Source organism: Actinotignum sanguinis (assembly GCF_003957255.1).
In the GTDB taxonomy this organism is placed as follows: Bacteria; Actinomycetota; Actinomycetes; order Actinomycetales; family Actinomycetaceae; genus Actinotignum; species Actinotignum sanguinis.
Map to the genome: position 1 here is coordinate 1 of NZ_QDIE01000024.1, position 22,329 is coordinate 22,329.

Annotated in this window: 23 protein-coding genes and 1 rRNA gene; 22 read left to right on the forward strand and 2 right to left on the reverse strand. The window is 62.1% G+C overall.

What is annotated here, in order from left to right; genetic code table 11:
* The 21 genes from rrf to DDD64_RS06570 all read left to right on the forward strand — a co-directional run.
* A 5S ribosomal RNA gene (gene rrf, locus DDD64_RS06480) occupies nt 1–105 on the forward strand; the annotation flags it as partial.
* 272 nt (nt 106–377) lie between these two features.
* Nucleotides 378–1,157: a hypothetical protein gene (locus DDD64_RS08785; RefSeq protein ID WP_164545943.1), complete on the forward strand. Its 780-nt coding sequence runs from the start codon at nt 378–380 to the stop codon at nt 1,155–1,157.
* Between the two features lie 56 nt (nt 1,158–1,213).
* On the forward strand, nt 1,214–2,014 hold the full coding sequence (locus tag DDD64_RS06485) for a hypothetical protein (RefSeq protein WP_241227498.1): 801 nt from the start codon (nt 1,214–1,216) through the stop codon (nt 2,012–2,014).
* Nucleotides 2,014–3,030, forward strand: coding sequence for an HAD-IIA family hydrolase (locus DDD64_RS06490; RefSeq protein ID WP_126135583.1), 1,017 nt, complete (start codon nt 2,014–2,016; stop codon nt 3,028–3,030). Before DDD64_RS06485 ends, DDD64_RS06490 begins: the two co-directional genes overlap by 1 nt.
* Complete coding sequence (locus DDD64_RS08790; protein WP_164545944.1) at nt 3,027–3,203, forward strand: hypothetical protein; 177 nt, start codon at nt 3,027–3,029, stop codon at nt 3,201–3,203. Before DDD64_RS06490 ends, DDD64_RS08790 begins: the two co-directional genes overlap by 4 nt.
* Nucleotides 3,204–3,220: 17 nt before the next feature.
* Nucleotides 3,221–4,057 carry a TlyA family RNA methyltransferase gene (locus DDD64_RS06495; RefSeq protein WP_126135584.1) on the forward strand — a complete coding sequence of 279 codons (837 nt, stop codon included), beginning with the start codon at nt 3,221–3,223 and terminating at the stop codon, nt 4,055–4,057.
* A 34-nt stretch (nt 4,058–4,091) separates the two neighbouring features.
* The gene (locus tag DDD64_RS06500; protein WP_126135585.1) at nt 4,092–4,937 is read left to right on the forward strand and encodes an NAD kinase; all 846 of its coding nucleotides are present in this window, start codon (nt 4,092–4,094) and stop codon (nt 4,935–4,937) included.
* A complete protein-coding gene (gene recN / locus DDD64_RS06505) occupies nt 4,934–6,649 on the forward strand; it encodes a DNA repair protein RecN (RefSeq protein ID WP_126135586.1) in 1,716 nt (571 codons plus the stop codon). Before DDD64_RS06500 ends, recN begins: the two co-directional genes overlap by 4 nt.
* A gap of 5 nt (nt 6,650–6,654) precedes the next feature.
* Nucleotides 6,655–7,830, forward strand: coding sequence for a putative cytokinetic ring protein SteA (gene steA / locus DDD64_RS06510; RefSeq protein ID WP_016442698.1), 1,176 nt, complete (start codon nt 6,655–6,657; stop codon nt 7,828–7,830).
* Nucleotides 7,831–7,842: 12 nt separating this feature from the next.
* Nucleotides 7,843–8,889 carry a copper transporter gene (locus DDD64_RS06515; RefSeq protein ID WP_126135587.1) on the forward strand — a complete coding sequence of 349 codons (1,047 nt, stop codon included), beginning with the start codon at nt 7,843–7,845 and terminating at the stop codon, nt 8,887–8,889.
* Nucleotides 8,890–8,904: 15 nt separating this feature from the next.
* On the forward strand, nt 8,905–9,762 hold the full coding sequence (locus tag DDD64_RS06520) for an MraY family glycosyltransferase (protein ID WP_126135588.1): 858 nt from the start codon (nt 8,905–8,907) through the stop codon (nt 9,760–9,762).
* A complete protein-coding gene (murJ, locus tag DDD64_RS06525; RefSeq protein WP_126135589.1) occupies nt 9,759–11,399 on the forward strand; it encodes a murein biosynthesis integral membrane protein MurJ in 1,641 nt (546 codons plus the stop codon). The genes DDD64_RS06520 and murJ overlap by 4 nt, the downstream gene beginning before the upstream one ends.
* 47 nt (nt 11,400–11,446) lie before the next feature.
* Nucleotides 11,447–12,037: an NUDIX domain-containing protein gene (locus tag DDD64_RS06530; protein ID WP_126135590.1), complete on the forward strand. Its 591-nt coding sequence runs from the start codon at nt 11,447–11,449 to the stop codon at nt 12,035–12,037.
* A 193-nt stretch (nt 12,038–12,230) separates the two neighbouring features.
* A complete protein-coding gene (locus DDD64_RS06535) occupies nt 12,231–13,046 on the forward strand; it encodes a helix-turn-helix transcriptional regulator (RefSeq protein ID WP_241227500.1) in 816 nt (271 codons plus the stop codon).
* A 15-nt stretch (nt 13,047–13,061) separates the two neighbouring features.
* Nucleotides 13,062–14,513: a Fe-S cluster assembly protein SufB gene (gene sufB, locus DDD64_RS06540; protein ID WP_200807184.1), complete on the forward strand. Its 1,452-nt coding sequence runs from the start codon at nt 13,062–13,064 to the stop codon at nt 14,511–14,513.
* On the forward strand, nt 14,513–15,694 hold the full coding sequence (gene sufD, locus DDD64_RS06545) for a Fe-S cluster assembly protein SufD (RefSeq protein WP_126135591.1): 1,182 nt from the start codon (nt 14,513–14,515) through the stop codon (nt 15,692–15,694). The genes sufB and sufD overlap by 1 nt, the downstream gene beginning before the upstream one ends.
* On the forward strand, nt 15,691–16,038 hold the full coding sequence (locus DDD64_RS06550; RefSeq protein ID WP_126135592.1) for a Rieske (2Fe-2S) protein: 348 nt from the start codon (nt 15,691–15,693) through the stop codon (nt 16,036–16,038). The genes sufD and DDD64_RS06550 overlap by 4 nt, the downstream gene beginning before the upstream one ends.
* Nucleotides 16,038–16,799: a Fe-S cluster assembly ATPase SufC gene (sufC, locus tag DDD64_RS06555; RefSeq protein WP_126135593.1), complete on the forward strand. Its 762-nt coding sequence runs from the start codon at nt 16,038–16,040 to the stop codon at nt 16,797–16,799. The genes DDD64_RS06550 and sufC overlap by 1 nt, the downstream gene beginning before the upstream one ends.
* Nucleotides 16,800–18,071, forward strand: a complete 1,272-nt coding sequence (locus DDD64_RS06560; protein WP_126135594.1) for a SufS family cysteine desulfurase — start codon at nt 16,800–16,802, stop codon at nt 18,069–18,071. It begins immediately after the preceding gene.
* 4 nt (nt 18,072–18,075) lie between these two features.
* Complete coding sequence (gene sufU, locus DDD64_RS06565; protein ID WP_126135595.1) at nt 18,076–18,681, forward strand: Fe-S cluster assembly sulfur transfer protein SufU; 606 nt, start codon at nt 18,076–18,078, stop codon at nt 18,679–18,681.
* A complete protein-coding gene (locus DDD64_RS06570) occupies nt 18,678–19,139 on the forward strand; it encodes a metal-sulfur cluster assembly factor (RefSeq protein ID WP_126135596.1) in 462 nt (153 codons plus the stop codon). The genes sufU and DDD64_RS06570 overlap by 4 nt, the downstream gene beginning before the upstream one ends.
* Before the next feature lie 62 nt (nt 19,140–19,201).
* On the opposite strand, the gene ypfJ is transcribed toward DDD64_RS06570, so the two are convergent.
* On the reverse strand, nt 19,202–20,095 hold the full coding sequence (ypfJ, locus tag DDD64_RS06575) for a KPN_02809 family neutral zinc metallopeptidase (protein WP_126135597.1): 894 nt from the start codon (nt 20,093–20,095) through the stop codon (nt 19,202–19,204).
* A 55-nt stretch (nt 20,096–20,150) separates the two neighbouring features.
* Nucleotides 20,151–20,471, reverse strand: coding sequence for a hypothetical protein (locus DDD64_RS06580; RefSeq protein ID WP_039898853.1), 321 nt, complete (start codon nt 20,469–20,471; stop codon nt 20,151–20,153).
* Nucleotides 20,472–20,611: 140 nt separating this feature from the next.
* Here DDD64_RS06580 and DDD64_RS06585 point away from each other — a divergent pair, with 140 nt between their 5' ends.
* The gene (locus DDD64_RS06585; protein WP_016442713.1) at nt 20,612–22,225 is read left to right on the forward strand and encodes an ABC-F family ATP-binding cassette domain-containing protein; all 1,614 of its coding nucleotides are present in this window, start codon (nt 20,612–20,614) and stop codon (nt 22,223–22,225) included.
* Nucleotides 22,226–22,329: the final 104 nt, after the last annotated feature.

Consider the following 22,329-nt stretch of genomic DNA (forward strand, 5'->3'; position numbering starts at 1 on the left):
GCGGCAAGGTTACGCCCGGTATCCTTTTCGAACCCGGTAGCTAAGGTTGTTTGCGCTGATGGTACTGCACTCGGTGGGGTGTGGGAGAGTAGGTTGCTGCCGCCATGTTTCTTAGTGTGTGGGGTGTGTTTATGTCTTTTTAGATGGGGCATAGAACACACCCCACACTGTTATTAATCTTTGCGCGCCAAAATTGGCTGCTCAGCGCGCGGCCGAGCTGAAGTCGGCCTAAAATAAGCACAGCATCGTGATTCTTTACAATCGAACTGCGAGGAATAAAATGTCTGACCACGAAGAGTGGAGCGACGCACGCTCCGAAGACGACCGTCCGAGAGGACAATGGCGCTCGGCACGGCAACCGCGCGAATCCTCGCAGCGTGAATCTGGGGGAAACGGCGGGGAACGCGATTGGAGCGATCCTCGCGATGCCTGGAATGATCACGGCGGCGGATCACGGCGGCGGGATAACCGTGAATCCCGGTGGAACCGGCATCAAGGTGATCGGCGCGGAGGCCGCAGTTATGATCGGCGCCAGGATCGCGAATCATGGGAATCGCGAGAATCCTATGGTGGGCGCGATGGTAGCAACCGGCGCTCGTCGTGGAACCGTCGAGGCGAATTCCAAGATGGTCACGGTGAACACGGGCAGAAGAGCGGATTCCATAACCGCCGTGACCGCGAGGACCATCGTGGATACCGGCGCGATTGGAACGACCGGGATTCAAACGAATCGCGTGAATCGCGAGGTTCCTGGGATCGGAGCGGCGAAGGCCGCAATGATCGTCGCGACCGGCGCGCAGGCCGTGGCGGCCAATGGCGTGAAGACCGCCGGAGCCAGGATAAGCGATTCAATGGGCGCCGCGATGATCGTTACAATGACCGCTCTGGACGCGAAGATCGTCGTCGTACCAACGAAGATGAACCACGCGAGAACAACAACTACGGGGGCCGCGACCACGGCGATGCTAAGCGCCGTTTTGAGCGTGACGATCATTGGCGTGGCGACGGGCGCCGCCATGAGCGCCGTCGCGATAACTATCGCCGGGATGATCGGCGCCACGAGGACCGTGGCGGGCATCGCGAGGACGATAAGAAGCGGCGGGATGATCGGCGCAGTCGCGGTGGAGCGAAGGATCCCTTCGTTCCCGAAACCGTAAATGCGCAGGATCTTGCAGCGGAGTCGCGGCGGAAGCTTAAAGTTCTTGCGCCGGCGGTGTCCGAGAACGTGGCGCGGCACCTGGTTTATGCCGGATCGATGATGGACCAGAACCCGGAACTCGCCTACGAGCACGCCAAAGCGGCCTATCGGCACGCGGCGCGCATCGATATTGTGCGCGAGGCGCTGGGATTGACGTCCTACTTGACCGGCCGATATTCCGAAGCTTTGCGTGAGCTGCGCACGTATCGGCGTATGACCGATGATTACTCGCATGTGGCCCTCGAGGCTGATTCCGAGCGTGGCTTGGGACGTCCCGAAAAGGCTCTCGCCTTTATTGCTGAAATTCCGCTCAAGCGGCTCAATACCGCCACCACGCTGGAATTGGCACTGGTGACGTCCGGCGCCCGCGCGGACGCGGGAGATTCCGAGGCGGGACTCGCTGTTTTGGAGAAAATCAAGGTCGAGAACCTCGATGAAGAATTGCGCGCGCGCGTTGAGCTCATTAAGGCAGATCGCCTCGAAGAGTTAGGACGCGTGGACGAGGCTGAAGAGCTGCGGGCCCGCTGGAACCCGGTGTACAACGCCGAAGGTGAAGTCGAGCTGTTCACCGCGGAGGATCCTGAGTCCGACGCAACGGACGCGTCCGAATTAGAAACCGATACGAACGTAGCCGGGGAAACAGAAGCGGAACAGGTAGCGGAAGCAGAGCCTGAGGCCGGAGCGCTAGCTGAGTCTGATACGGAATCCGAGACGGAACCGGCGTATGTAACCGCAGCTGAACCTGAACTGGCGCACGAAGCTAAGGTCGAGACGCAGGCCATTTCGGAACCGGAGCCGGAGTCAGAAGAAGAGTAATGGTGAGCCTGGTATCTCATTTTGACGGCGTGATTTTCGATCTGGACGGAGTCGTTTATCTGGGCACCGATCCGGCACCCAACGCTGCCGATGCCTACGGGCGCGCCATCGCGGCCGGAATGCGCCCGCTTTTCCTTACCAATAACGCCTCGCGTACCCAGGAAGAAGTCGCCGCGCACCTCGCGACAGTGGGAATTTCAGCCCCGGCAACAACGGTGCTCACCTCCGCGATGGCGAGCACGCGGCTCGCCGCGTCACGGGTGCCGGCCGGAGCAAAAGCCCTCGTTATCGGGGGTAACGGTCTGCATCGTGCGGTGAGTGAAACCAGCCTTGTTCCGGTTACATCCGCGGATGATAACCCGCACGTGGTCATTATGGGGTTTTACCCGACGATTGACTGGGCAGCGCTCTCGGAAGTGGCCCTGGCTATTCGCCGCGGTGCCCTTTTCGTTGCTACGAATCTCGATGCGACCCTCCCCATGGAGCGGGGCTTTATGGTCGGCTGCGGATCACTCGTGGCTGCAGTAGTTAACGCCACCGGGGTGAAACCGCTCTCCGCGGGCAAACCCGATCCTACGATTTTTGCCATCGGGATGGAGATGCTCGGAGCCAGCCGTCCCCTCGCTATCGGTGACCGGCTCAATACCGATATTCGCGGCGCGCGTGCCGCAGGCATCGCCAGTCTCCACGTGCTTACCGGAGTAAGTTCCGCCCGCGATATTATGCTGGCTGCGCAGGAAGAACGCCCCGATTATCTCGGTGATGATCTACGGGTCCTCAACGAGGACTACCCGGAGATCCGTCGGGAAGGTGAACGCTGGGTCGCGGGTACATCCTGGGCACAGGTTGATCATGGTAACGACGGCGCAGCGGCCCGCCTGGTCACCTCCGATGGATGTGGGCCCCACCTGGGGCTGGACACCTACCGGGCCGCGGTGCACGCGGTATGGGAGGCCCGTGATAGTGGGCTTGGCGAAAATGTCACGCTCGAGGACATCATCGTGGAGCGGCGATGACGGATCAGGAAAGAGCCGCGGCACCTGGGGGAACGGTACCGCGCCCGAGCGCTCCGCTTAATATTGAGGCGGCCTTGGAGAATCTCAACGAGCTTGATCTGCCCGAACAGATTGAACAGCTGGAGGCGATTCACACCGAACTCGGCCGGCGCCTATCCCGGGCGCGGGTCTAAATCAGAAAGGCGAGCCTATGGGGCGTTTACGGCGCGTTGACGCGGAACTCGTGCGGCGTGGGCTCGCGCGCTCCCGCCAGGATGCCGCGGTGCTCATTCGTGAAGGTCAGGTATTCCTTGACGGAGCTGAGGTAACGAAACCCGCCCGGCAGATGGATCCGGCCCAGGCACTTCTGGTCAAAGAAGCGGCTCAGGATCGCTACGTTTCCCGCGGAGCATATAAACTCCTGGGCGCCCTCGAGTATCTCGGGGATGCCGGCCCGCGCGTGGAGGGAGTCCGTGCCCTGGATGCGGGTGCTTCCACGGGCGGATTCACCGATGTGCTGCTGCGGCGCGGTGCCGCCCACGTGGTTGCCGTGGATGTTGGCTATGGCCAACTAGCCTGGAAGCTGCGTGAAGACCCCCGCGTCACCGTGCTGGAACGCACGAATGTGCGTACCCTGGAGCCCGCGCTGGTCGCTCCCGCCCCCGATCTGGTTGTCGGGGACCTATCTTTTATTTCTTTGCGGCTCCTCGTTGCCCCGCTCGCTGCGGCGAGTTCGCCAACGGCCGATTTTTTGCTTATGGTTAAGCCTCAATTCGAGGTAGGCCGGGAGAAGATCGGTGCGCACGGGGTGGTACGAAATCCGGAGTACCACGTGGAAGCAGTGTGCGACGTCGCCCTTTCTGCCCGTGCCGCGGGGCTGGCGCTGCAAGCGATCGCACCGTCGCCCCTGCCCGGGCCGGCAGGAAACGTTGAGTACTTTCTTTATATGAAGAAAAATGCTACCGATCAGCTAGGCGAGAACCTCGAAGAAAGTGTGCGGGCCGCGGTGAAAGCCGGGCCTGCGGGTCAAGGACGGCCAGCACGGTAGCGCGGTAGGATACCTGGGAGAGGGGAGGCATTCGATGGCAGAACCAAAAGTCGCCCTGGTCGTCAATCGCACGTTACCACCGCAGATGGAACGCGCCGCTCACGATGCGATTGTCGCCCTAGAAGACCGCGGCGTGCGGGTGGATACCAGTGAAACCCTGGCGGGTGCCCGCGATGCGGATCTTATCCTCGTCATGGGTGGGGACGGCACGATTTTACGTGGCGCTGAGTTAGGTCGCAGCACCGGGGTGCCCATCCTCGGTATCAACTACGGGCATATGGGTTTTCTTTCCGAAGCGCAACCCGATGAACTCCCTGCCGTCGTGGAAAGAATCGCCGCGCGCGATTGGGTTATTTCCGAACGCATGACCATTGACGTGCATGTGCAGCGCCCGGATGGCTCCTGTAACGTCCAGTGGGCCCTCAACGAAGTCTCGGTGGAAAAGGCTTTTAACTCGCGTCTCATCGAAACGTCCATCGGGGTGGACGGGCGCGAAATCTCCGCTTTCAAAGCTGATGCGGTGTTACTCTCAACGCCCACCGGTTCCACGGCGTACAACTTCTCAGCTGGCGGACCGGTGGTATGGCCGAGCGTGGAGGCACTCCTTCTCACTCCGGTAGCAGCCCACGCGCTTTTTACCCGTCCGCTTGTGGTCAGCCCCTACTCAACCTTGGAAGTACGGGTTTTGCGCGATGAGGCTATGGTTTCTTGTGATTCGCGGCGTCGGCTTGTAGCACCCGAAGGAACCGTGATTACCGCGGTGCGTGGGGAACGGCCCGTCAAGCTCGCCCGTTTGAATGAAACACCTTTCTCCGGGCGTTTGGTGGCACGTTTCCACCTACCGGTGCGCGGCTGGCGCGAGCGTGAGGTACGGGAATGATCGAACAGGTACGCATCCGCAATCTCGGTGTTATTGCGGAAGCTGAACTTAATCTGTCTCGCGGGCTCACCGCGCTGACCGGGGAAACCGGGGCGGGAAAAACTATGGCGGTAACCTCCCTGACATTGCTTCTGGGAGCGAAAGCAAATCCGGCGCGGGTGCGGGCCGGGGCCGCCCAAGCGGAAGTGGAAGGAACGTTTCTCGTGGACGCCGCTTCTCCGCTTCTGGAACGCATCACCGAGGCCGGGGGGCGGTACGACGTGGACGGCGATACCGCCGCCGTGATCATTGCCCGGCATATTCCCGCGAAAGGGCGTTCCCGTGCCTTCGTCGGGGGGCGCTCAGTCCCCACTGCGGTACTGACCGATATCGCGGCCGAACTTGTGACCGTGCACGGCCAATCCGATCAGATTCGGCTGGGTAACCCCAGCCAGCAGCGCGCGGCGGTCGATGAATTCGGAGGCGAAGCCGTTACGCGGGCGAAAAAAACGTGGGAACAGGCATGGAAAAACTACGGGGAAGCCCGGGAAGCTCGCGATGCCTTTCGGGCCGGGGCGCAGCGTGCTGCGCAACAGCGTTTAGCCTACCGAGCCTTGCTTGACAAAGTTGAGGCGGTCGATCCCCAGCCCGGTGAGGAAGAAGCCCTGCGGGCGCGCGCCCGGGTGCTCGAAAATGCGGTGGAAATGTACGGGGCCTACTCCGCGGCTGCTGAAGCCCTGAGCGGGAGCGATACCGAAAACGGAGCCATATCCGCGCTGGGAAGTGCGGGTGCGCAACTCGAACGCGTCCTTGAGCTCAGCGGCCCGGATGTGCCGAATACGAAGCTCGGGGAGCTCCGCGAGCGCCTGGAAAGCGCCGAAGCCGATATCACGGATATCCACACCGAGATTGCGGAACTGGCACGTTGCACCCAAGCCCAACCCGAGGAGCTCTCCACCATTTATTCGCGTCGTTCTGAACTGGCCGGGCTGCGCAAACAGCTGGGAATGAGCGGCGAAGAAATCCTGCGGGCTTCCGCTGAGGCCCGAGCGGGCCTAGAAAACCTCGATGACCCGGCAGCTACCCTGGAACGTCTTGAGAAAGAGCTTTCGCAAGCTCATACTGCCCTGGAACAAGCCGGAGCAGGCCTGCGGGCGGCGCGTACCGCTGCCGGGGAAGAACTCGCCCGCGCGGTGGAAACGGAACTTCCCGAACTCTCTTTGCCCGATGCCCGTTTCACCGTGGCTGTGAGCGCCGCGGATCCCGGTCCAAGCGGTGCGGATTCCGTCACTTTTTTGCTTGCCGCTCACCGCGGTGCTCCGCTCTCTTCGCTCGCATCGGGCGCTTCGGGTGGTGAGCTCTCGCGCGTTATGCTCGCCCTCGAAGTGGGATTGGCGGCGCGGCGCGCTCAGCGCGGCCACACCTTCCTTTTCGACGAAGTTGATGCCGGGATTGGGGGCCGTGCCGCCACCGCGGTCGGGAAAAGACTGGCAAAACTGGCCGGCAGCGCCCAGGTTATTGTTGTTACGCACCTCGCCCAGGTCGCGGCCTGTGCCGAGCACCAACTCGTCGTCGTGAAACAACTTGAAGAAAGTGCCGCACGCACGGAGCTGCGTGACGTCACCGGGCCGCAACGCGAAGCGGAACTGGCGCGCATGCTTTCGGGCAGCGATACCGATGTGGCACGCGCGCACGCCGCTGAGCTACTTAAGGCCGCGAGTGTGGCACTATAAAGCTTGTGGCATCGAAGTTATGGCGAAAAAAGAAGGTCGTTGCGGAAGGAACCCTGGCCGGTCCGGCCCGGGTGGACGCGCGCACCAAAAATCTCACTCGTCGTCTCCAAGCCGGCGATGTAGCGATTATTAACCACACAGATCTGGATCGGGTTGCGGCGGAAAACCTCGTGGCCGCGCAGCCCGTTGCCGTGCTTAATGCCGCGAAGTCTATCTCGGGGCGCTACCCGAATCTTGGCCCGGCTATTCTGGAAGAAGCCGGTATTCCGCTTATCGATGACCTCGGCCCAGAAATTATGGATATCTCCGAGGGCCAGTGGGTCGATATTGACGGGGCGCGCGTGGTGGCAGGCGGGCGCGTTATTGCGGAGGGCACCTTGCAAACCGCGCAGAGCATCGCTCGTGATAGCGAGGCCGCCCGCGCGGGCATGACCGTGCAACTGCGTGCTTTTGCCGCCAATACCCTCGAATATCTCAACGAGGAACAGGGTCTTATCCTTGACGGGGTGGGAATTCCCGATATCCGTACGTCCATGGAGCACCGCCACGTGCTCGTGGTGGTGCGCGGCTACGACTACCGTGAAGACCTGCGCGCCCTGCGCCCCTATATCCGGGAAAATCGCCCGCTTATGATCGGGGTGGACGGCGGGGCCGATGCGCTTCTGGAACTTGGCTACACCCCGGATATTATCGTGGGTGATATGGATTCGGTTTCCGATAAAGCCTTGCGCTGCGGTGCTGAGGTAGTGGTGCACGCCTACCGCGATGGGCGCGCACCGGGTAAGAAACGGGTGGAGGATCTGGGAGTGGATCACGTGGTCTTCCCGGCTACCGGAACCTCCGAAGATGTTGCCATGCTGCTGGCTGATTCCAAAGGGGCCAAGCTCATTGTGGCGGTGGGCACGCACAATACGATTCTTGAATTCCTCGATAAAGGCCGGGCGGGAATGGCATCCACTTTCCTTACCCGTCTGGTGGTGGGGGGCAAGCTCATTGACGCGAAAGGAGTTTCGCGCCTCTACCGCTCCTCGATCTCGAATTGGATGCTCGTCGCCCTCATTCTTGCGGGAGTCTTTGCGCTCTTCGCCGCCCTGGCCGTCACCGGTGCGGGCCAAACCTTCCTGTCCGTGCTCACCACTCGCCTCGGGGATCTTGCCGAGTGGTTCCGTAATCTCTTCTAGGAAAGTTAGCTGATGGTTGATTTTAGGTATCATCTCGTTTCCCTGGTTTCGGTGTTTTTGGCGCTTGCCATCGGAGTGATTCTCGGGGCCGGACCGCTGCAAAATTCCATCGCGCACGGGCTCACCGGCCAGGTGGATTCCCTGCGTGAATCGCGTGACAAGATGCGCGTGGAGCTTGATCAACGCGGGGCGCAGCTCGATGCGGCGTCGACGGCGCTGCTCGGTGCTGGCGAGCAACTCAATGCTGGAACGCTGACCAACCGGCGTGTTGCTATCGTGGCGGCGGCCGGCGCGGACGGAGCCATCGTGGAGAAGACCCGGCAGAGCCTGACCGCGGCCGGCGCCCGTATCACGGGTGAAATCACCCTGGCCCCAGCCTTTACTGATACCGAATACGCCACCTACCGTTCCACCCTTTCCGGTAACCTCGGCTCTTATGTCAAGGACTTGCCGGCCGGTGGTTCCGCGGATGCGATTCTCGGGGCGGCCGTGGATACCGTGGTACGTTCCGCGCCCGAAGATGCGGGGGCGACGACGCTCATCACTCTTCTCACCTCCCCGGAAAATAAGCTGATCGACGTGGCGGTTGCTCCGAGTGAAGCCGCGGAGGTGGTTGTTTTTATCACCGCGGATCCGGCCGAGACCGCACCGGTTCCGGCCGACAAGGCGACCACCTCACCGCATATTACGGATACCTACCAGGCTGCCTTCGCAGCTATTGCCGGACGCGGTCCGGCCGTGGCCGTCGGCGCGGGAACAGACGGAAACTCGGTATTGGGAGCCGTGCGTTCCGCAAAAAACGGATCGACGGTGGATTCGGCGCAGACCGCGCTTGGCGATGTCAATATTCCCATGGCGGCAGCTGCCGAACTACATGAACGCCACGTCCACCTCGGGGTAGCCCCCGGAGCGGATAGCGCGATTGGGGAGCGTCAAAATGCGGCAGCGCCGGCGCAAGCAGCGCCTGCCCCGCACCCCGAACAGGCTCCGGCGCCGGCTCCCGCGCCCGCGGAAGGCGGGCAGGCTCCCGAAGGTGGGCAGGCTCCGGCAGGGCAGTAACGGTACCATGGGTTCATGACCCTTTCTGCTTTCTGGAGGAACCAGGTGCGCCTGGGTGCCGCAGCCCTGGCCGGATACGCCGCCGCCCGCGCAGCCGAGAAGCTGCTCGCCCGGCGCACCGCACCCGCCTGGCAGCGCACTGCCAAAGACGGGCGCAGCGTCAGTTTGCGGGAAGGCCCGGTGGCGGTTGCGGGTGCCACCACGGGGTGCGCGGTGGGCTCCCTGCTCTCCGGAGGCAGATGTTCGGGCCACCCCGTGCTCGCGGCGCTTAGCGGCGGACTGGCCGGTTATATCGACGATTTCTACGAGGGCGCATTTTCGCGAACCTCCAAGGGGTTGCGCGGCCACCTCGGAGCACTGGCGCACGGCCACCTGACTTCCGGAGCTTTGAAAATAGTGATTATTGGGCTCGGCGCGGTCGCGGCATCGGGGTTCCCAATGAGTGCTACCGGGTCTCGTTCCCGGCAGCTCGCCCTGCGCGCTGAACGCGCCGTGCTTATCGCTGCCACCGCAAATCTTATTAATCTCCTCGACCTCGCGCCGGGTCGCGCCTGGAAAGGTACCCTGATCGCGGCTGCTCCTTTTTCTCTTCTCAGTTACCCGCCATCCGGGCCTATTGCCGCCGCCCTTGTCGGTACCGGCGTTGCCTGCCTGCCCGCGGATCTCGCGGGCACGGTCATGCTCGGAGATACCGGAGCGAATGCGGTGGGCGCGGCCCTGGGGTGGACGCTTGCCAGCCGCGGGCCTTGGGTGCGGCGCGGGGCGCTGGGCGTCGTCGTCGCCCTTAATATCGCGAGCGAAAAAATATCATTTTCGCGGGTCATCGCAACCCATCCGTGGTTGCGCGCCCTCGACCAGGCGGGCCGGGCATGAAAAAAGTTCTCGGAACGGCACTCGGAGCAGCCGGAACCATAGCGATTCTCACCCTGCTCTCGCGTGCCATGGGGTTTGTGCGCGCCTGGGTGCAAAACGGGGCGCTGGGGGATTCTCTCGCCGGGGAGGCTTATTCGACGGCGAATACCGTCCCCAATGTGCTTTTTGAAATCGCGGCCGGCGGGGCCTTGGCCGCCGCGGTCATTCCGCTGGTCTCCGGATTCCTGGCCAAGGCATTGGCCGCGGAGGTATCCCGCACCGCCTCGGCCTTGCTCACCTGGGTACTTGCCATCGGGATTCCGGTTGCGGGGCTCGTTACCCTCGGCGCCCGGCCCATTATGGACGTGCTCCTGGGGGAGGGATCGCCTGCCGCTAGCGTGGAGTTCGCTGCCACCCTGCTCCGGATTTTCGCCTGGCAAATCCCGCTCTATGGACTGTCGGTCGTGTGTACGGGACTTTTGCAGGCGCATAAAAAATTTGTGCTTCCGGCTCTCGCCCCGCTGCTCTCCTCCGTCACGGTTATTATTACCTTCCTTATTTTCACGCAGCTAGCCGCGGGCCAGCAGCACGATCCGGCGCGGATTTCTCGCACGGCTCTCTATGTGCTGGCCTGGGGGACCACTGCGGGGGTCGCGGTCTTTTCCCTTCCCCAGCTCATCCCGGTGCTCCGCCGCATCACCCTGCGGCCCACATTCCGTTTCCCGCCGGGGGTAGGGCGCCGGGCGCTCCGGTTAAGCGCGGCCGGGCTGGCTGGCCTGCTGGCTCAGCAAATTCAGATCATCGCGGTTATGCTTTTCGCCAATGCCCGCGGTGATGTGGGAACCTACCCGGTTTTCACTTTCGCGAACCAGCTCTATATGGTTCCCTATGCGGTGCTGGCTGTTCCGATCGCCACCGCGGTTTTCCCACGCCTCGCGGAAGCCGCCGCGATCCCCGGGCGCCCGGGCCTGGCTCGGATCACCGCCCGCTCCTCACGCCTTGTCTTCGATATCGGGCTGCTGTGCGTGGCACTGCTGGTGGCCGTTGCGGAGCCCGCCCAGGCACTCTTCGCGGTGGCGCGTCCGGTGGCCCATATGGATACCGCCATGCTGGCCATGGCGCCGGCTCTCCTCGGTTACGCATTTATTTACCACGGGTCGCGGGTGCTCTACGCAGTGGAGGCGGCCCGCGCGGTCATTATTGTCAATTCGGCAGCGTGGCTGACGGTGGTTGTGGTTCTTATCGGGGCGGCGGGCCTGGGGGTGCGCGGACGCACCGAGGTCCTCATCAGCATCGGTGTGGCGATGTCCGTGGGAATGATCGTGGGCGGGGTTGGCCACATCTTCGCTATCCGGCGCGCGGTAGGCCCCGGGGCGCTGCGGGGCGTCGGATACTCCCTGCGGATCGTACTGCCCGCCGCGATGGTAGCCGGCACGGTCGGATATGCCAGCGGGCGCGGAATACTACGCTGGTGGGGGGACGGTGCCCTGGGGGCGCTGGGGGCAACTGCCGGGGCGGGAGTGCTCACCCTCGCCATCGGGGGAGTGGCGCTCTACTTCGTTGACCGGCGGGCGCTCCGGTTGGCGCGCGACGCGGAGGCGCCGTCGACCCAAGAAATGCCCGCCATTGCCGTGGCTTTCGACGAGGCTAATGCATAAACGGGTCTGAGGCCCGCACGCCTGCGCAGGGCGGGAAAGGAAATTTTATGTACCAGGATCTGCGTGACGAGTACTGCCCCGCGCATATGCGGCACGTGGGGCGGCGCAATGTGCTCACGTCCCCGTTCATTAACGTGTACGAGGACACGGTGGAACTGCCCAGCGTGGGGGCGCGGATGGATCGTTACTGGGTGGAGCACCGCGATGCGGTGGCGGTGCTCGCGGTACGGGGCAGCGGCGACGGCGCACCTGAGGAAGTGCTGCTCATCCGCCAGTATCGGATTCCGGTTCGCTCGTTCCTGTGGGAAATTCCGGCTGGCATCCTCGATATCGAGGGTGAGGATCCGATGGATGCCGCGCGCCGGGAGCTGCGTGAAGAAACGGATTATACGGCCGGGGAACTGGAGTTTCTCACCCGTTTCTACACGTCGCCCGGTTTCACTAACGAGCAGCTCACGGTCTATCTCACTTGTAACCCCGAGCCAGTCGCGGCCGCTTTTGCTCGCGAAGATGAAGAGGCCGAAATTGAGGTGCGGTGGGTACCGCTACCCCTGGTGCGAGAGGCGATTATGGCCGGACGGGTTGCTAATCCGCAGCTGGTGGCAGCGGTACTTGCGTACCTGGCGCGCAGCTCTTAACGGCTAGGGGCGTTCGGGCGCCGGTAGCTCACCGGGGGCAGGGCGGTGGCTCCGGGCGGTCTCAGCCACGGGCGTAACTCGGGCGGGCTGCGGATCCGCGCCGGTAAGAACGGGACTTTTCCCGTCCGGTTAGGCTGTCCAAACTAGATTACGCAACGTCGGTGTTGTTTAATTGAATGGCGAGGTCCTAGATATGGCAGCCCGGCACGTGATAGGGCAGCGGCGGGACATTCGGGAGAACCTCGGGCTGCGGCTCAGGTACGCACGAGTGCTCGGTGAGGGTGTAGAACGGTGGACAGTGGAAGGGGTGGAGATGCAGATGGCTGACAAAGAAAGTGCAGGGATCCGCCCCCGGGAAGAAACAACCCGCGAAGGGATTTTGCGTCTCATTATGGAGCGCGGTCCCATTAGCGCCGCGGAACTGGCCCACCTGGCTATTCTTACCCCCGCGGGGGTGCGGCGCCATCTCGTGGCGCTCGAAGATGCCGGTGCGATCACCGAATGCGAGAAACCTGGGCAGCGTGAAGCGCGGGCCGGGCGACCAGCGCGCTACTACGTGGCAACGGATACCGGGCAGAATGCCGGAGCGACCTCTTATCACACCATGGCAAATGCGGCCCTCGATTTTCTGCGTGAAAATCTGGGGGAGGCCGGGGTTGCGGAATTTGCACGCCGGCGCGAACGCGCTTTGGTGGCGCGCTACCGCGATGTGCTCGGGGATACAGAAAATCCGGCGGAGCGGCTGCGCCGCCTGGCGCGCGCCCTCACCCAAGATGGCTACGCCGCTTCGGTTCGCGATGTTCCGGGTACGCAAGATGGGCCGCGCCAGATGATCCAGTTGTGTCAGGGGCGCTGCCCTCTGCGCGACGTCGCCACACGGAATAACTTTTTATGCGCGGCGGAAACCCGCGCTTTTCACGAACTACTCGGGGTTCCCGTGCAACGCTTGGCAACCATTGCATCCGGGAGCCACGTGTGCACGGTGACGCTGCACGCTGACAGCGTTTAAATCGGGAGGAAACACATGGCACAAACACGGCACGAGGCAGCAATTGCGGAGGCCGTGGCGCAGCAGGAACACGTTATTGCGAACCTGTCCGGCGCCTATGAATTTGGGTGGCACGATACCGATACCGCCGGGGCGCACGCGCGCCGCGGTCTGGATGAGGGCGTGGTACGCGCGATTAGCGCGGCGAAGAAAGAGCCGGAATGGATGCTCAAACGGCGCTTGCGTGCGCTGCGTCTTTTTGAGAAACGCCCCATGCCCACGTGGGGAGCCGATCTTTCCGGTATCAACTTTGATGACTTCAAATACTTTGTGCGAGCTACCGACCGCCAGGTTACCGACTGGAATGATCTTCCCCCGGAAATCAAAAACACCTACGACCGGCTCGGCATCCCGGAAGCTGAAAAAGAACGCCTGGTGGCCGGGGTGGCTGCCCAGTACGAATCCGAGGTGGTCTACAACTCGATTCGCGCGGATCTGGAAGAACAGGGCGTTATTTTCGTGGATACCGATACCGCGCTGCGCGAGCATGAAGATCTTGTGCGCGAATACTTCGGCACCGTGATCCCGGCCGGCGATAATAAGTTCGCCTCGCTCAATACCGCGGTGTGGTCTGGTGGCTCCTTCATTTACGTCCCGAAGAACGTGCACGTGGATATTCCCTTGCAGGCGTACTTCCGTATCAACACCCAGGCAATGGGGCAGTTTGAACGCACCCTCATTATTTGTGATGAAGGCTCCTACGTTCACTACGTGGAAGGCTGCACGGCCCCTATCTATTCCGAAGATTCCCTCCACGCAGCCATCGTGGAAATCATCGTGAAGAAGAACGCCCACTGCCGTTACACCACCATCCAGAACTGGTCGAATAACGTGCTCAACCTCGTTACGCAGCGGGCCACCGTAGCAGAGGGTGCCACGATGGAATGGGTGGACGGTAATATCGGTTCACGTCTCAATATGAAATACCCGGCCTGCGTGCTCCTGGGTGAGCACGCGCACGGGGAAGCGCTGTCTGCGGCTTTCTCCGGCCCCGGCCAGCATCAGGATACCGGCGCGAAAATGCAGCACCTGGCCCCTAATACCACCTCCTCGATTGTTTCGAAGTCGATTTCGCGCGGGGGTGGACGCTCCTCCTACCGCGGTCTCGTGCAAGTCTCAGAAGATGCGCGCGGCTCGAAATCGAATGTGGTCTGCGATGCGCTGCTCGTCGATGATATTTCCCGTACGGATACGTACCCCTATGTGGACGTGCGCACGGACGACGTCGAAATGGGGCACGAAGCGACCGTGACGAAGGTGAGCGAGGAGCAGCTCTTCTACCTCATGCAACGCGGCCTCTCCGAGCAGGAAGCCATGGGTATGATCGTGCGTGGTTTCGTGGAGCCCATCGCTCGGGAACTGCCCATGGAGTACGCACTTGAACTCAATCGTCTTATTGATCTGCAAATGGAAGGGAGTGTGGGCTAATGGTCAGTACTGATCATTCCCAGGCGGTGCTGGCAGATGAAGGATTCCATACCGCGCACGCCGACCGCTCGGATCGCTTCGCCTCCTTTAATCCGGAGGAGTTCCCGATTCCGCGCGGAACCGGGGAGGAAGAAGATTGGCGTTTCACGCCGATGGATCGGGTAGCCCCGTTTATTAAGGACGTGGAGGGCGTGCGGGATGCCACCGTAACCGCCACCGTTGTGGGCGGTGCCCGTGTGGAAGAAGTGGATCGCAGCGATCCTCGCCTGGGCACCGTCGGGAAACCCGACGACCGGGCGGCTGCCCTCGCCTGGTCGGCTTTCCAGCGCGCGCATATCGTGACTCTCGATGGAAGCGAGCACGCGGACGTCGTCGCCATCATCAAGGGCGAAGGGAAACTGAGCGTTGCCCACACCCTCATTACCGCGGCACCGGAGGCCAGCGGCACCGTGGTGCTTGAACACACCGGCAGCGGTAACCTCACCGAAACCGTGGAAATTGAGGTGGGTCCGCATGCTGATCTCACCGTCGTGTCCGTGCAGGAACAGGAACGCAGCGCCTCCCAGCATTCCGCCCAGCGGATCCGGGTGGGAGAAGGCGCGAAATTCCGGCATATCGTGGTGACTATCGGCGGGGATCTCATCCGCATGACCACCGCGTGCGAGCTGGAAGGAGAGCGTTCCGATAGCGAGCTGCTGGGTGCCTATATCACCGAAAGCCACCAGCATCACGAGCACCGCATTTTCGTGGATCACGTGGCCCCGCATTGCAAATCCCGCGCTACCTACAAGGGGGCACTCCAGGGCGATGAGGCGCATTCGGTGTGGATCGGGGATGTGCTTATTCGCGCGCAGGCCGCACAGACGGATACCTACGAACTCAACCGCAACCTGGTCCTCACCGAGGGAGCCAAGGCCGATTCGGTGCCTAACCTGGAGATTCTCACCGGAGATATCGCGGGGGCCGGGCATGCCTCGGCAACGGGCCGTTTTGATGATGAGCAGCTCTTCTATCTCATGGCGCGGGGCATTCCCGCGGATGTGGCGCGCCGCCTGGTGGTGCGTGGTTTCTTCGCGGAATTGGTGGAGCAGATCGAAGTGGATTCGGTGCGTACCAAGCTCATGGACGCCATCGAACGGGAACTCGATTTAGCCGATGCCGGGAACGGGGAGGAGGCATGAGCTGGCAGCAGGTGTGTACCACCGCGGATCTCGAACCGGAAAGCGCCTTGAGCGTGGAAGTCCGCGCTGCTAGCGGCGCCGTCGTACCTGTATGTATCGCGCGCGACTGCCACGGAACCTGGCATGCCGTGGGCGATATCTGTACCCATGAAGACGTCAATCTCAGCGATGGCGAAGTTTTTGATACCACAATCGAATGCCCCAAACACGGGGCGGAATTCGACCTGTGTTCCGGGCGTGCCCTCACGCTCCCGGCGGTCACACCCGTGCCCGTCTACCCCTTGACCTGCGATAACGACGGCCGCGTTTTTATTGACGTGGACACAAGACCTGAGGAGAAGTAATGGCTACTCTCGATATTATTGATTTGCACGCCTCGGTGATTACCCCCGAAGGTCCCAAGCCGATTCTGCACGGTGTCAATCTACATATTGGCGATAATGAGATCCACGCGATTATGGGTCCGAACGGTTCGGGTAAATCGACCACGGCGTACGCGCTGGCCGGGCACCCTTCCTATGAGATCACCTCCGGGCAGGTACTGCTTGACGGCGTGGATATTACCGATATGACGGCTGATGAACGCGCCCGCGAAGGACTTTTCCTCGCCATGCAATATCCGGTCGAAGTGCCGGGGGTATCTGTCTCGAATTTCCTGCGCACCGCGAAAACCGCGATTGACGGAGAAGCTCCGAAGCTGCGGGAATGGTCCCAGGCCCTGCGCAAGGTCACGGAGAAACTGCGCGTGGATGCCGATTTCATTAAGCGTGATCTCAATGTGGGCTTCTCCGGTGGGGAGAAGAAACGCACCGAGGTGCTCCAGATGGAATTGCTGGAACCGAAGATCGCCGTCCTGGACGAAACCGATTCCGGCCTGGACGTGGATGCGCTGCGCGTGGTCTCCGAAGGGATTGTAGACGTGCATGAACGCACCGGTAATTCGCTGTTGCTCATCACCCACTACAACCGAATTTTGCAGTACGTCAAACCCGATTACGTCCACGTTTTCGCCGGCGGCAAGATTGTGCGCACCGGCGGAACGGATCTGGCGAGCGAACTGGAAGCTTCCGGTTACGACAGCTACATCGAAGCGGAGGCGAAGTAGGTGAGCGCCGTGCGCCCGCTGGTGGCGCGGGAAGATTTCCCGATCCTTGCCCGGCCGATGCGCGGGGGCCAGGCCCTTGTATACCTAGATTCCGGGGCGACGGCGCAGCGCCCGCGCGCCGTACTAGACGCGATGATGGATTTTGATACACGCTCCAACGGAGCGGTCAAACGCGGTAGCCACTTGCTCGCGGAGGAATCCACCGTGGCCTACGAAGAAGCCCGCGCGAAAGTGGCGGCTTTCATCGGGGCGGCACCCCAGGAAATCGTGTGGACCAGCGGAAGCACCCAATCCCTCAACCTCATCGCCTACGCGATATCGAATGCCACGGCGGGACGCGGATGGGGTAATGCGGATCGTTTCCTGTTGCGTAGCGGTGACGATATTGTGGTCACCCGCGCCGAACACCACGCGAATCTGCTGCCCTGGCAAGAACTGTGTGAACGTACCGGGGCCCGCCTCACCTGGCTTGAGCTGGATAGCGAGGGGCGAATTGACCCGGCTAGTCTCGGGGTTATCGGGAGGCGCACCCGGATCGTTGCTTTCACCCACGTCTCGAATGTGACCGGGGCGGTATCTCCGGTAGCACAGATCGTGGAAGCTGCCCGCGCGGTGGGTGCTTTTACGGTTCTGGATGCCTGCCAATCGGTGCCGCACCTTCCCGTGGACGTGCACGCCCTCGACGTGGATTTCGCTGCTTTTTCGGGGCACAAAATGTACGGCCCCACCGGTGTGGGCGCGCTCTACGGGCGCGAAGAGCTCCTCGCGGATCTGCCACCTTACCAATTTGGTGGCTCAATGATCGAACGGGTGACGATGGAAAAAACGCGCTACGCGCGCCCGCCGGCCCGTTTTGAGGCGGGAAGCCAACCGGTCACCCAGATTGTGGGCCTTGCGCGTGCGGTTGATTATCTCAGTGCTATCGGCATGGAGAAGGTGGCACGCTATGAAGACGCGCTCACGGTCCAGCTCCTCGAAGGCCTCGGGCAGATCCCGGGGATCCGGGTGCTCGGACCGCGCGGGGGAGGTGGCCGTACCGGGATCGCGGCTTTTACCGTTGCCGGTGTGCATCCCCATGACGTAGGGCAATTCTTAGATGCGCGCGGTATTGCGGTGCGGGTGGGGCACCATTGCGCCCAGCCCATTCACGATTTCTTCGGGGTGCCTGCCTCGGTGCGCGCCTCGGTGGGGATATATACAACAAGCTCGGATATCGATGCGTTTCTGGACGCGTTGAGCCAGGTCCGCGGCTATTTCCGGGCGGAAGGATAGGCACGTGAGCGAACTTGATGAGCTCTACCAGCAGATTATTCTCGATGCGGCGCGTGAACGGCACGGGGAAGGCGAGCTGGCGCCGGTGGAGGCCGGCGCGGGTCCGGCTACCGCGGGCCGCGCGGCTGGCGCGGGCGCGCTATCCGGGCCGCGTGGGGAGTCCACCCAGGTCAATCCCATGTGCGGGGATGAAGTGACCCTTGAGGTGCGCCTGTCTCCGGATGGGGAGAAGATCGCCGAGCTGGCGTGGCAGGGGCAGGGGTGTTCTATTTCCCAGGCCTCGATTTCCATTATGAATGACCTGGTTGCCGGGCAGTCCATTGAGCATCTCGCCACGCTCTACAGCTATTTCCGCGAGATGATGGATAGCCGCGGGGCCGAGCTGCCCGAGGCCGCCGCGGATGCCCTGGAAGATGCCGCCGCTTTCCACGGTGTCGCGCGTTTCCCCATGCGTATCAAATGCGCGCTGCTGGGCTGGATGGCGGTCCGTGAAGCCACTGACGAAGCTCTTTGCCACCTCGGCAACTCCGATGGGCAGGAGAGTGGCTCCGCGGCGGATGACGCCGCGGAAGATACGTCGCAGAACACAAAGGAGACCCCGGAACAATGACGGAGAAGAAGGACACAACCCCGCCGGAGCCCGAGGCCACAGCTCCCGTAGCGGAAACCTTGAGCACAACGAGCACGCCTCAACCGCCCCCGACCGGGGCCGGGGAACATATCGGCGAAGTTATTTACACGGACGGCGATAGCCCGGTGGACGACGTCGACCCCTATCTCGTTCTCGAAGCGATGAAAGACGTTATCGACCCGGAGCTCGGCGTCAATATTGTTGACCTTGGCCTCGTGTATGGCGTGACGACCAACGGCCGCCATCTCCACCTCGATATGACTCTCACCTCGCCGGCCTGCCCGCTCACAGACGCCATTACCGACGGCATTATTATCGCCACGGAAGATCTTGTTGATGACGTGGATATTAACTGGGTGTGGTTGCCTCCGTGGGGCCCGGAACGCATTACCGAAGACGGCCGCGATGACCTGCGTGCCCTCGGTTTCAATATTTAGCACGACGACGCACGGGCGCCCAGAAAACTCTGGGCGCCCGTGTTATCTCTACCAGCGCTACTTTAACGCCAGGTATTGCAGGCGTTGAAATCGCCTGTTTCGTAGCCGGTTGTCAGTGCATCCATCCGCTGGGCAGATGACCCGTGAGAGAATTTTTCGGGGTTGACATCCATTCCGGCGCTTTCTTGAATATGGTCATCGCCGATCGCGGCCGCGGCATCAATCGCGCTGGCGAGCTGCTCCCGGGTGGGTGCTTGCAGAATCGGGATTCCGCTGGCCGGATCCACCGTGCTGGCAGCGTGATGCAGCCAGAGTCCAGCGTAGCAATCAGCTTGCAGCTCCGAACGTACCTGCGAAGAATCCGGACCGGTATCACGCGGATTAATACGTTCGAATACCCCGGTGAGGTTTTGGATATGATGCCCGAATTCGTGGGCAACCACATAGGCCTGCACCAGGGTGGTGTTCTCTGCCCCGAAACTGGTTTCCAGCTCGTCGAAGAAAGTGGTATCGAGGTAGACGGTTCTATCCGCGGGGCAGTAGAAGGGCCCCACCTGACTGGACGCGTTCCCGCACCCGGTGCTCACTCCCCCAGAAAAGAGCGCGAATCCGGGAAGCTCATAGGACGTGCGAGCCGAACGGGGCAGTTCACCCTCCCAAAACGTATCGAGTGATTGGGCTATCGCCACCATAAAACACTCGGTGGAAGCATTGGCATCCGCCCCGGTGCGGCATTTGTCCGCAAAATCGGAGGTGGTGGATTGCTGGGCGGAGTTGCCCTGCGCTGAGCCACCCTGGGAGAGGGCCGCCGGCGGGGGAGTACCGGTAACTATGTACCACACCAGGGCGATAATGATGCCGGTCACGCCCATACCGCCGCCGATGATGGTACCGCGCCCGCGGCCGCGATGTTGTACTCTCGCCCCGTCGAGGCGCACGCCGTCGTTAACACTCATGACGTTGAGCCTACCCTCCCGGTGCGCACCCCGTGCGCGTTTCCTCAACCGCGCTTCAGTATTGCGCGATGGCGTACCCGAGGGGCAGCGCGGCCACGATCACACACAGCACACAGGCGAGGAAGCTCCATCCGGCAGCCTTGCGGAACCGCAGCTGCCCGGGAGTGGCGCGTTGTTCGCGCGAGAGGGTGACAGCGGTGAGCACCAGGCCAGCTACCGTGCCGAGCCAGGCGAGGAGTTGGACGAGCAGGCGGCCGTGCCCGAGGAATACGCAGGCTGCCGCGCAGACAGATATCATCACGGGCAGCACATAGGTGGTGTGGTTCTCCGGCTGTTCGCCGGGATTCGGCTCGGGTGCGGAAGAAGCTGTTATCACCTCTCCATTGTCGCGCGTGCGGGCTAGGCGCACCAGTGGCCCGTTGGCGTGCCGGCATATGCCGGCCGGGTCCACCCGTGGCGCGCTAGAGTGATGAGCAATGCGGCCCGCGGGCGGTTTTCTCGGTAAAGTAGGCCCTTGTGATTACGGCTTCTGATCTCACGATCCGCATCGGTACGCGTGAACTTGTCCAGCACGCTAGTTTTCAGGTCCACAAGGGTATGCGCGTGGGCCTGGTGGGGCGCAATGGCGCTGGCAAAACCACGATGACTCGCCTGCTGGCGGGCGAAGGTACCACGTCTGATGCCGTTGACTACGAAGGAACCCTGCACCGCAGCGGCACCATTGCCTACCTCCCGCAAGATACCCACGATGGGGATCCGAATCAGATAGCTCGGGATCGTATCCTGGAGGCGCGCGGAATCGACGCCACGATTCGCCGTATCCGCAAAGCGGAAAAGGATATGGCCGAATGCACCGGAGCGCGCCAGCAAAAAGCTATGGAGCGCTACGTGCGTCTCGATCAGGAGTTCACCGCGGCCGGGGGCTGGGCCGCCAATGCGCAGGCCTCCCAGATGGCTGCCGCGCTGGGCTTGGACGAGCGTGTCCTCAACCAACCGCTGGGGACGCTTTCGGGTGGGCAGCGCCGCCGCGTCGATCTGGCGCGGGTGCTCTTCTCCCAGGCAGATACGCTGCTTCTGGACGAACCGACCAACCACCTCGACCATGATTCTCTCCTGTGGCTGCGCGATTACCTTTCTAATTATTCGGGCGGTTTTGTGGTGATTTCCCACTCGGTGGATTTGCTGGAAGAAACGGTCACGGCAGTGTGGCATTTAGATGCCAACCGGGCAGCTCTTGACCAGTACGCGATGGGATGGTCGGCCTACCTCAAGCAACGTGAAACCGATGAACGCCGGCGCCGGCAGATGCGCGCTAATGCCGAAAAGAAGGCGGACCAGCTGCTAGCGCAGGCTAATAAGATGCGCGCGAAGGCAACGAAGGCGGTGGCCGCCCAAAATATGGCGAAACGCGCGGAGAAGCTGCTCGAGGGCCTGGAAGAAGAACGCGCGGATGACAAAGTGGCAGCGCTGCGCTTCCCGGAACCGTCCCCGTGCGGAAAAACCCCCTTGCGGGCCCGGGGCCTGTCAAAATCCTACGGCTCGCTGGAGGTGTTTACCGGCGTTGACCTGGCGATTGACCGCGGTTCGCGCGTCGTCGTTCTGGGGCTCAACGGCGCGGGCAAAACCACGCTGCTGCGGCTGCTCTACGGAACGGAAACACCGGATACCGGCGAAGTAATCCCCGGCCACGGCCTCAAGCTGGGATATTACGCGCAGGAACACGATTTTATCGATACTGATAAAACTGTGGTGGATAATTTGCGCTACGTCGCCCCGGAGTTCGATGAAACAGGCTTACGTACCGTGCTCGGTTCGTTTTTGTTTTCGGGCGACGACGCCGATAAGCCCGCCCGCGTCCTCTCCGGCGGTGAAAAGACTCGTTTGGCGCTGGCCATGCTGGTGGTCTCGCGCGCCAATGTGCTACTGCTAGACGAACCGACGAATAATCTCGATCCGGCATCCCGCGAAAAAATCCTAGCTGCTCTGGGTAAATATGAAGGCGCCGTCGTGCTCGTCACGCACGACGAAGGTGCCGTGACCGCACTTGATCCCGAGCGGGTGCTTCTCCTCCCGGACGGAGATGAAGATTTGTGGAACGACGACTACCTGGAGTTGGTCTCCCTCGCCTAAGCGGTGGGAGTCACTCGCGGAGGTGGAAAGCAGGGAAATATGGCTATGGGTACGCCTGTGCCCGGTACCGGAAACCGATACCGGGCACAGATACTGGCCTGCGT

What these genes read in the sequence shown, in the direction of transcription:
- DDD64_RS06490 (WP_126135583.1), top strand. Translation starts at nt 2,014, where the DNA reads ATGGTGAGCCTGGTATCTCATTTTGACGGCGTGATTTTCGATCTGGAC.
- DDD64_RS08790 (WP_164545944.1), top strand. Translation starts at nt 3,027, where the DNA reads ATGACGGATCAGGAAAGAGCCGCGGCACCTGGGGGAACGGTACCGCGC.
- DDD64_RS06495 (WP_126135584.1), top strand. Translation starts at nt 3,221, where the DNA reads ATGGGGCGTTTACGGCGCGTTGACGCGGAACTCGTGCGGCGTGGGCTC.
- DDD64_RS06500 (WP_126135585.1), top strand. Translation starts at nt 4,092, where the DNA reads ATGGCAGAACCAAAAGTCGCCCTGGTCGTCAATCGCACGTTACCACCG.
- recN (WP_126135586.1), top strand. Translation starts at nt 4,934, where the DNA reads ATGATCGAACAGGTACGCATCCGCAATCTCGGTGTTATTGCGGAAGCT.
- DDD64_RS06515 (WP_126135587.1), top strand. Translation starts at nt 7,843, where the DNA reads ATGGTTGATTTTAGGTATCATCTCGTTTCCCTGGTTTCGGTGTTTTTG.
- DDD64_RS06520 (WP_126135588.1), top strand. Translation starts at nt 8,905, where the DNA reads ATGACCCTTTCTGCTTTCTGGAGGAACCAGGTGCGCCTGGGTGCCGCA.
- murJ (WP_126135589.1), top strand. Translation starts at nt 9,759, where the DNA reads ATGAAAAAAGTTCTCGGAACGGCACTCGGAGCAGCCGGAACCATAGCG.
- DDD64_RS06530 (WP_126135590.1), top strand. Translation starts at nt 11,447, where the DNA reads ATGTACCAGGATCTGCGTGACGAGTACTGCCCCGCGCATATGCGGCAC.
- DDD64_RS06535 (WP_241227500.1), top strand. Translation starts at nt 12,231, where the DNA reads ATGGCAGCCCGGCACGTGATAGGGCAGCGGCGGGACATTCGGGAGAAC.
- sufB (WP_200807184.1), top strand. Translation starts at nt 13,062, where the DNA reads ATGGCACAAACACGGCACGAGGCAGCAATTGCGGAGGCCGTGGCGCAG.
- sufD (WP_126135591.1), top strand. Translation starts at nt 14,513, where the DNA reads ATGGTCAGTACTGATCATTCCCAGGCGGTGCTGGCAGATGAAGGATTC.
- DDD64_RS06550 (WP_126135592.1), top strand. Translation starts at nt 15,691, where the DNA reads ATGAGCTGGCAGCAGGTGTGTACCACCGCGGATCTCGAACCGGAAAGC.
- sufC (WP_126135593.1), top strand. Translation starts at nt 16,038, where the DNA reads ATGGCTACTCTCGATATTATTGATTTGCACGCCTCGGTGATTACCCCC.
- DDD64_RS06570 (WP_126135596.1), top strand. Translation starts at nt 18,678, where the DNA reads ATGACGGAGAAGAAGGACACAACCCCGCCGGAGCCCGAGGCCACAGCT.
- ypfJ (WP_126135597.1), bottom strand. Translation starts at nt 20,095, where the DNA reads ATGAGTGTTAACGACGGCGTGCGCCTCGACGGGGCGAGAGTACAACAT.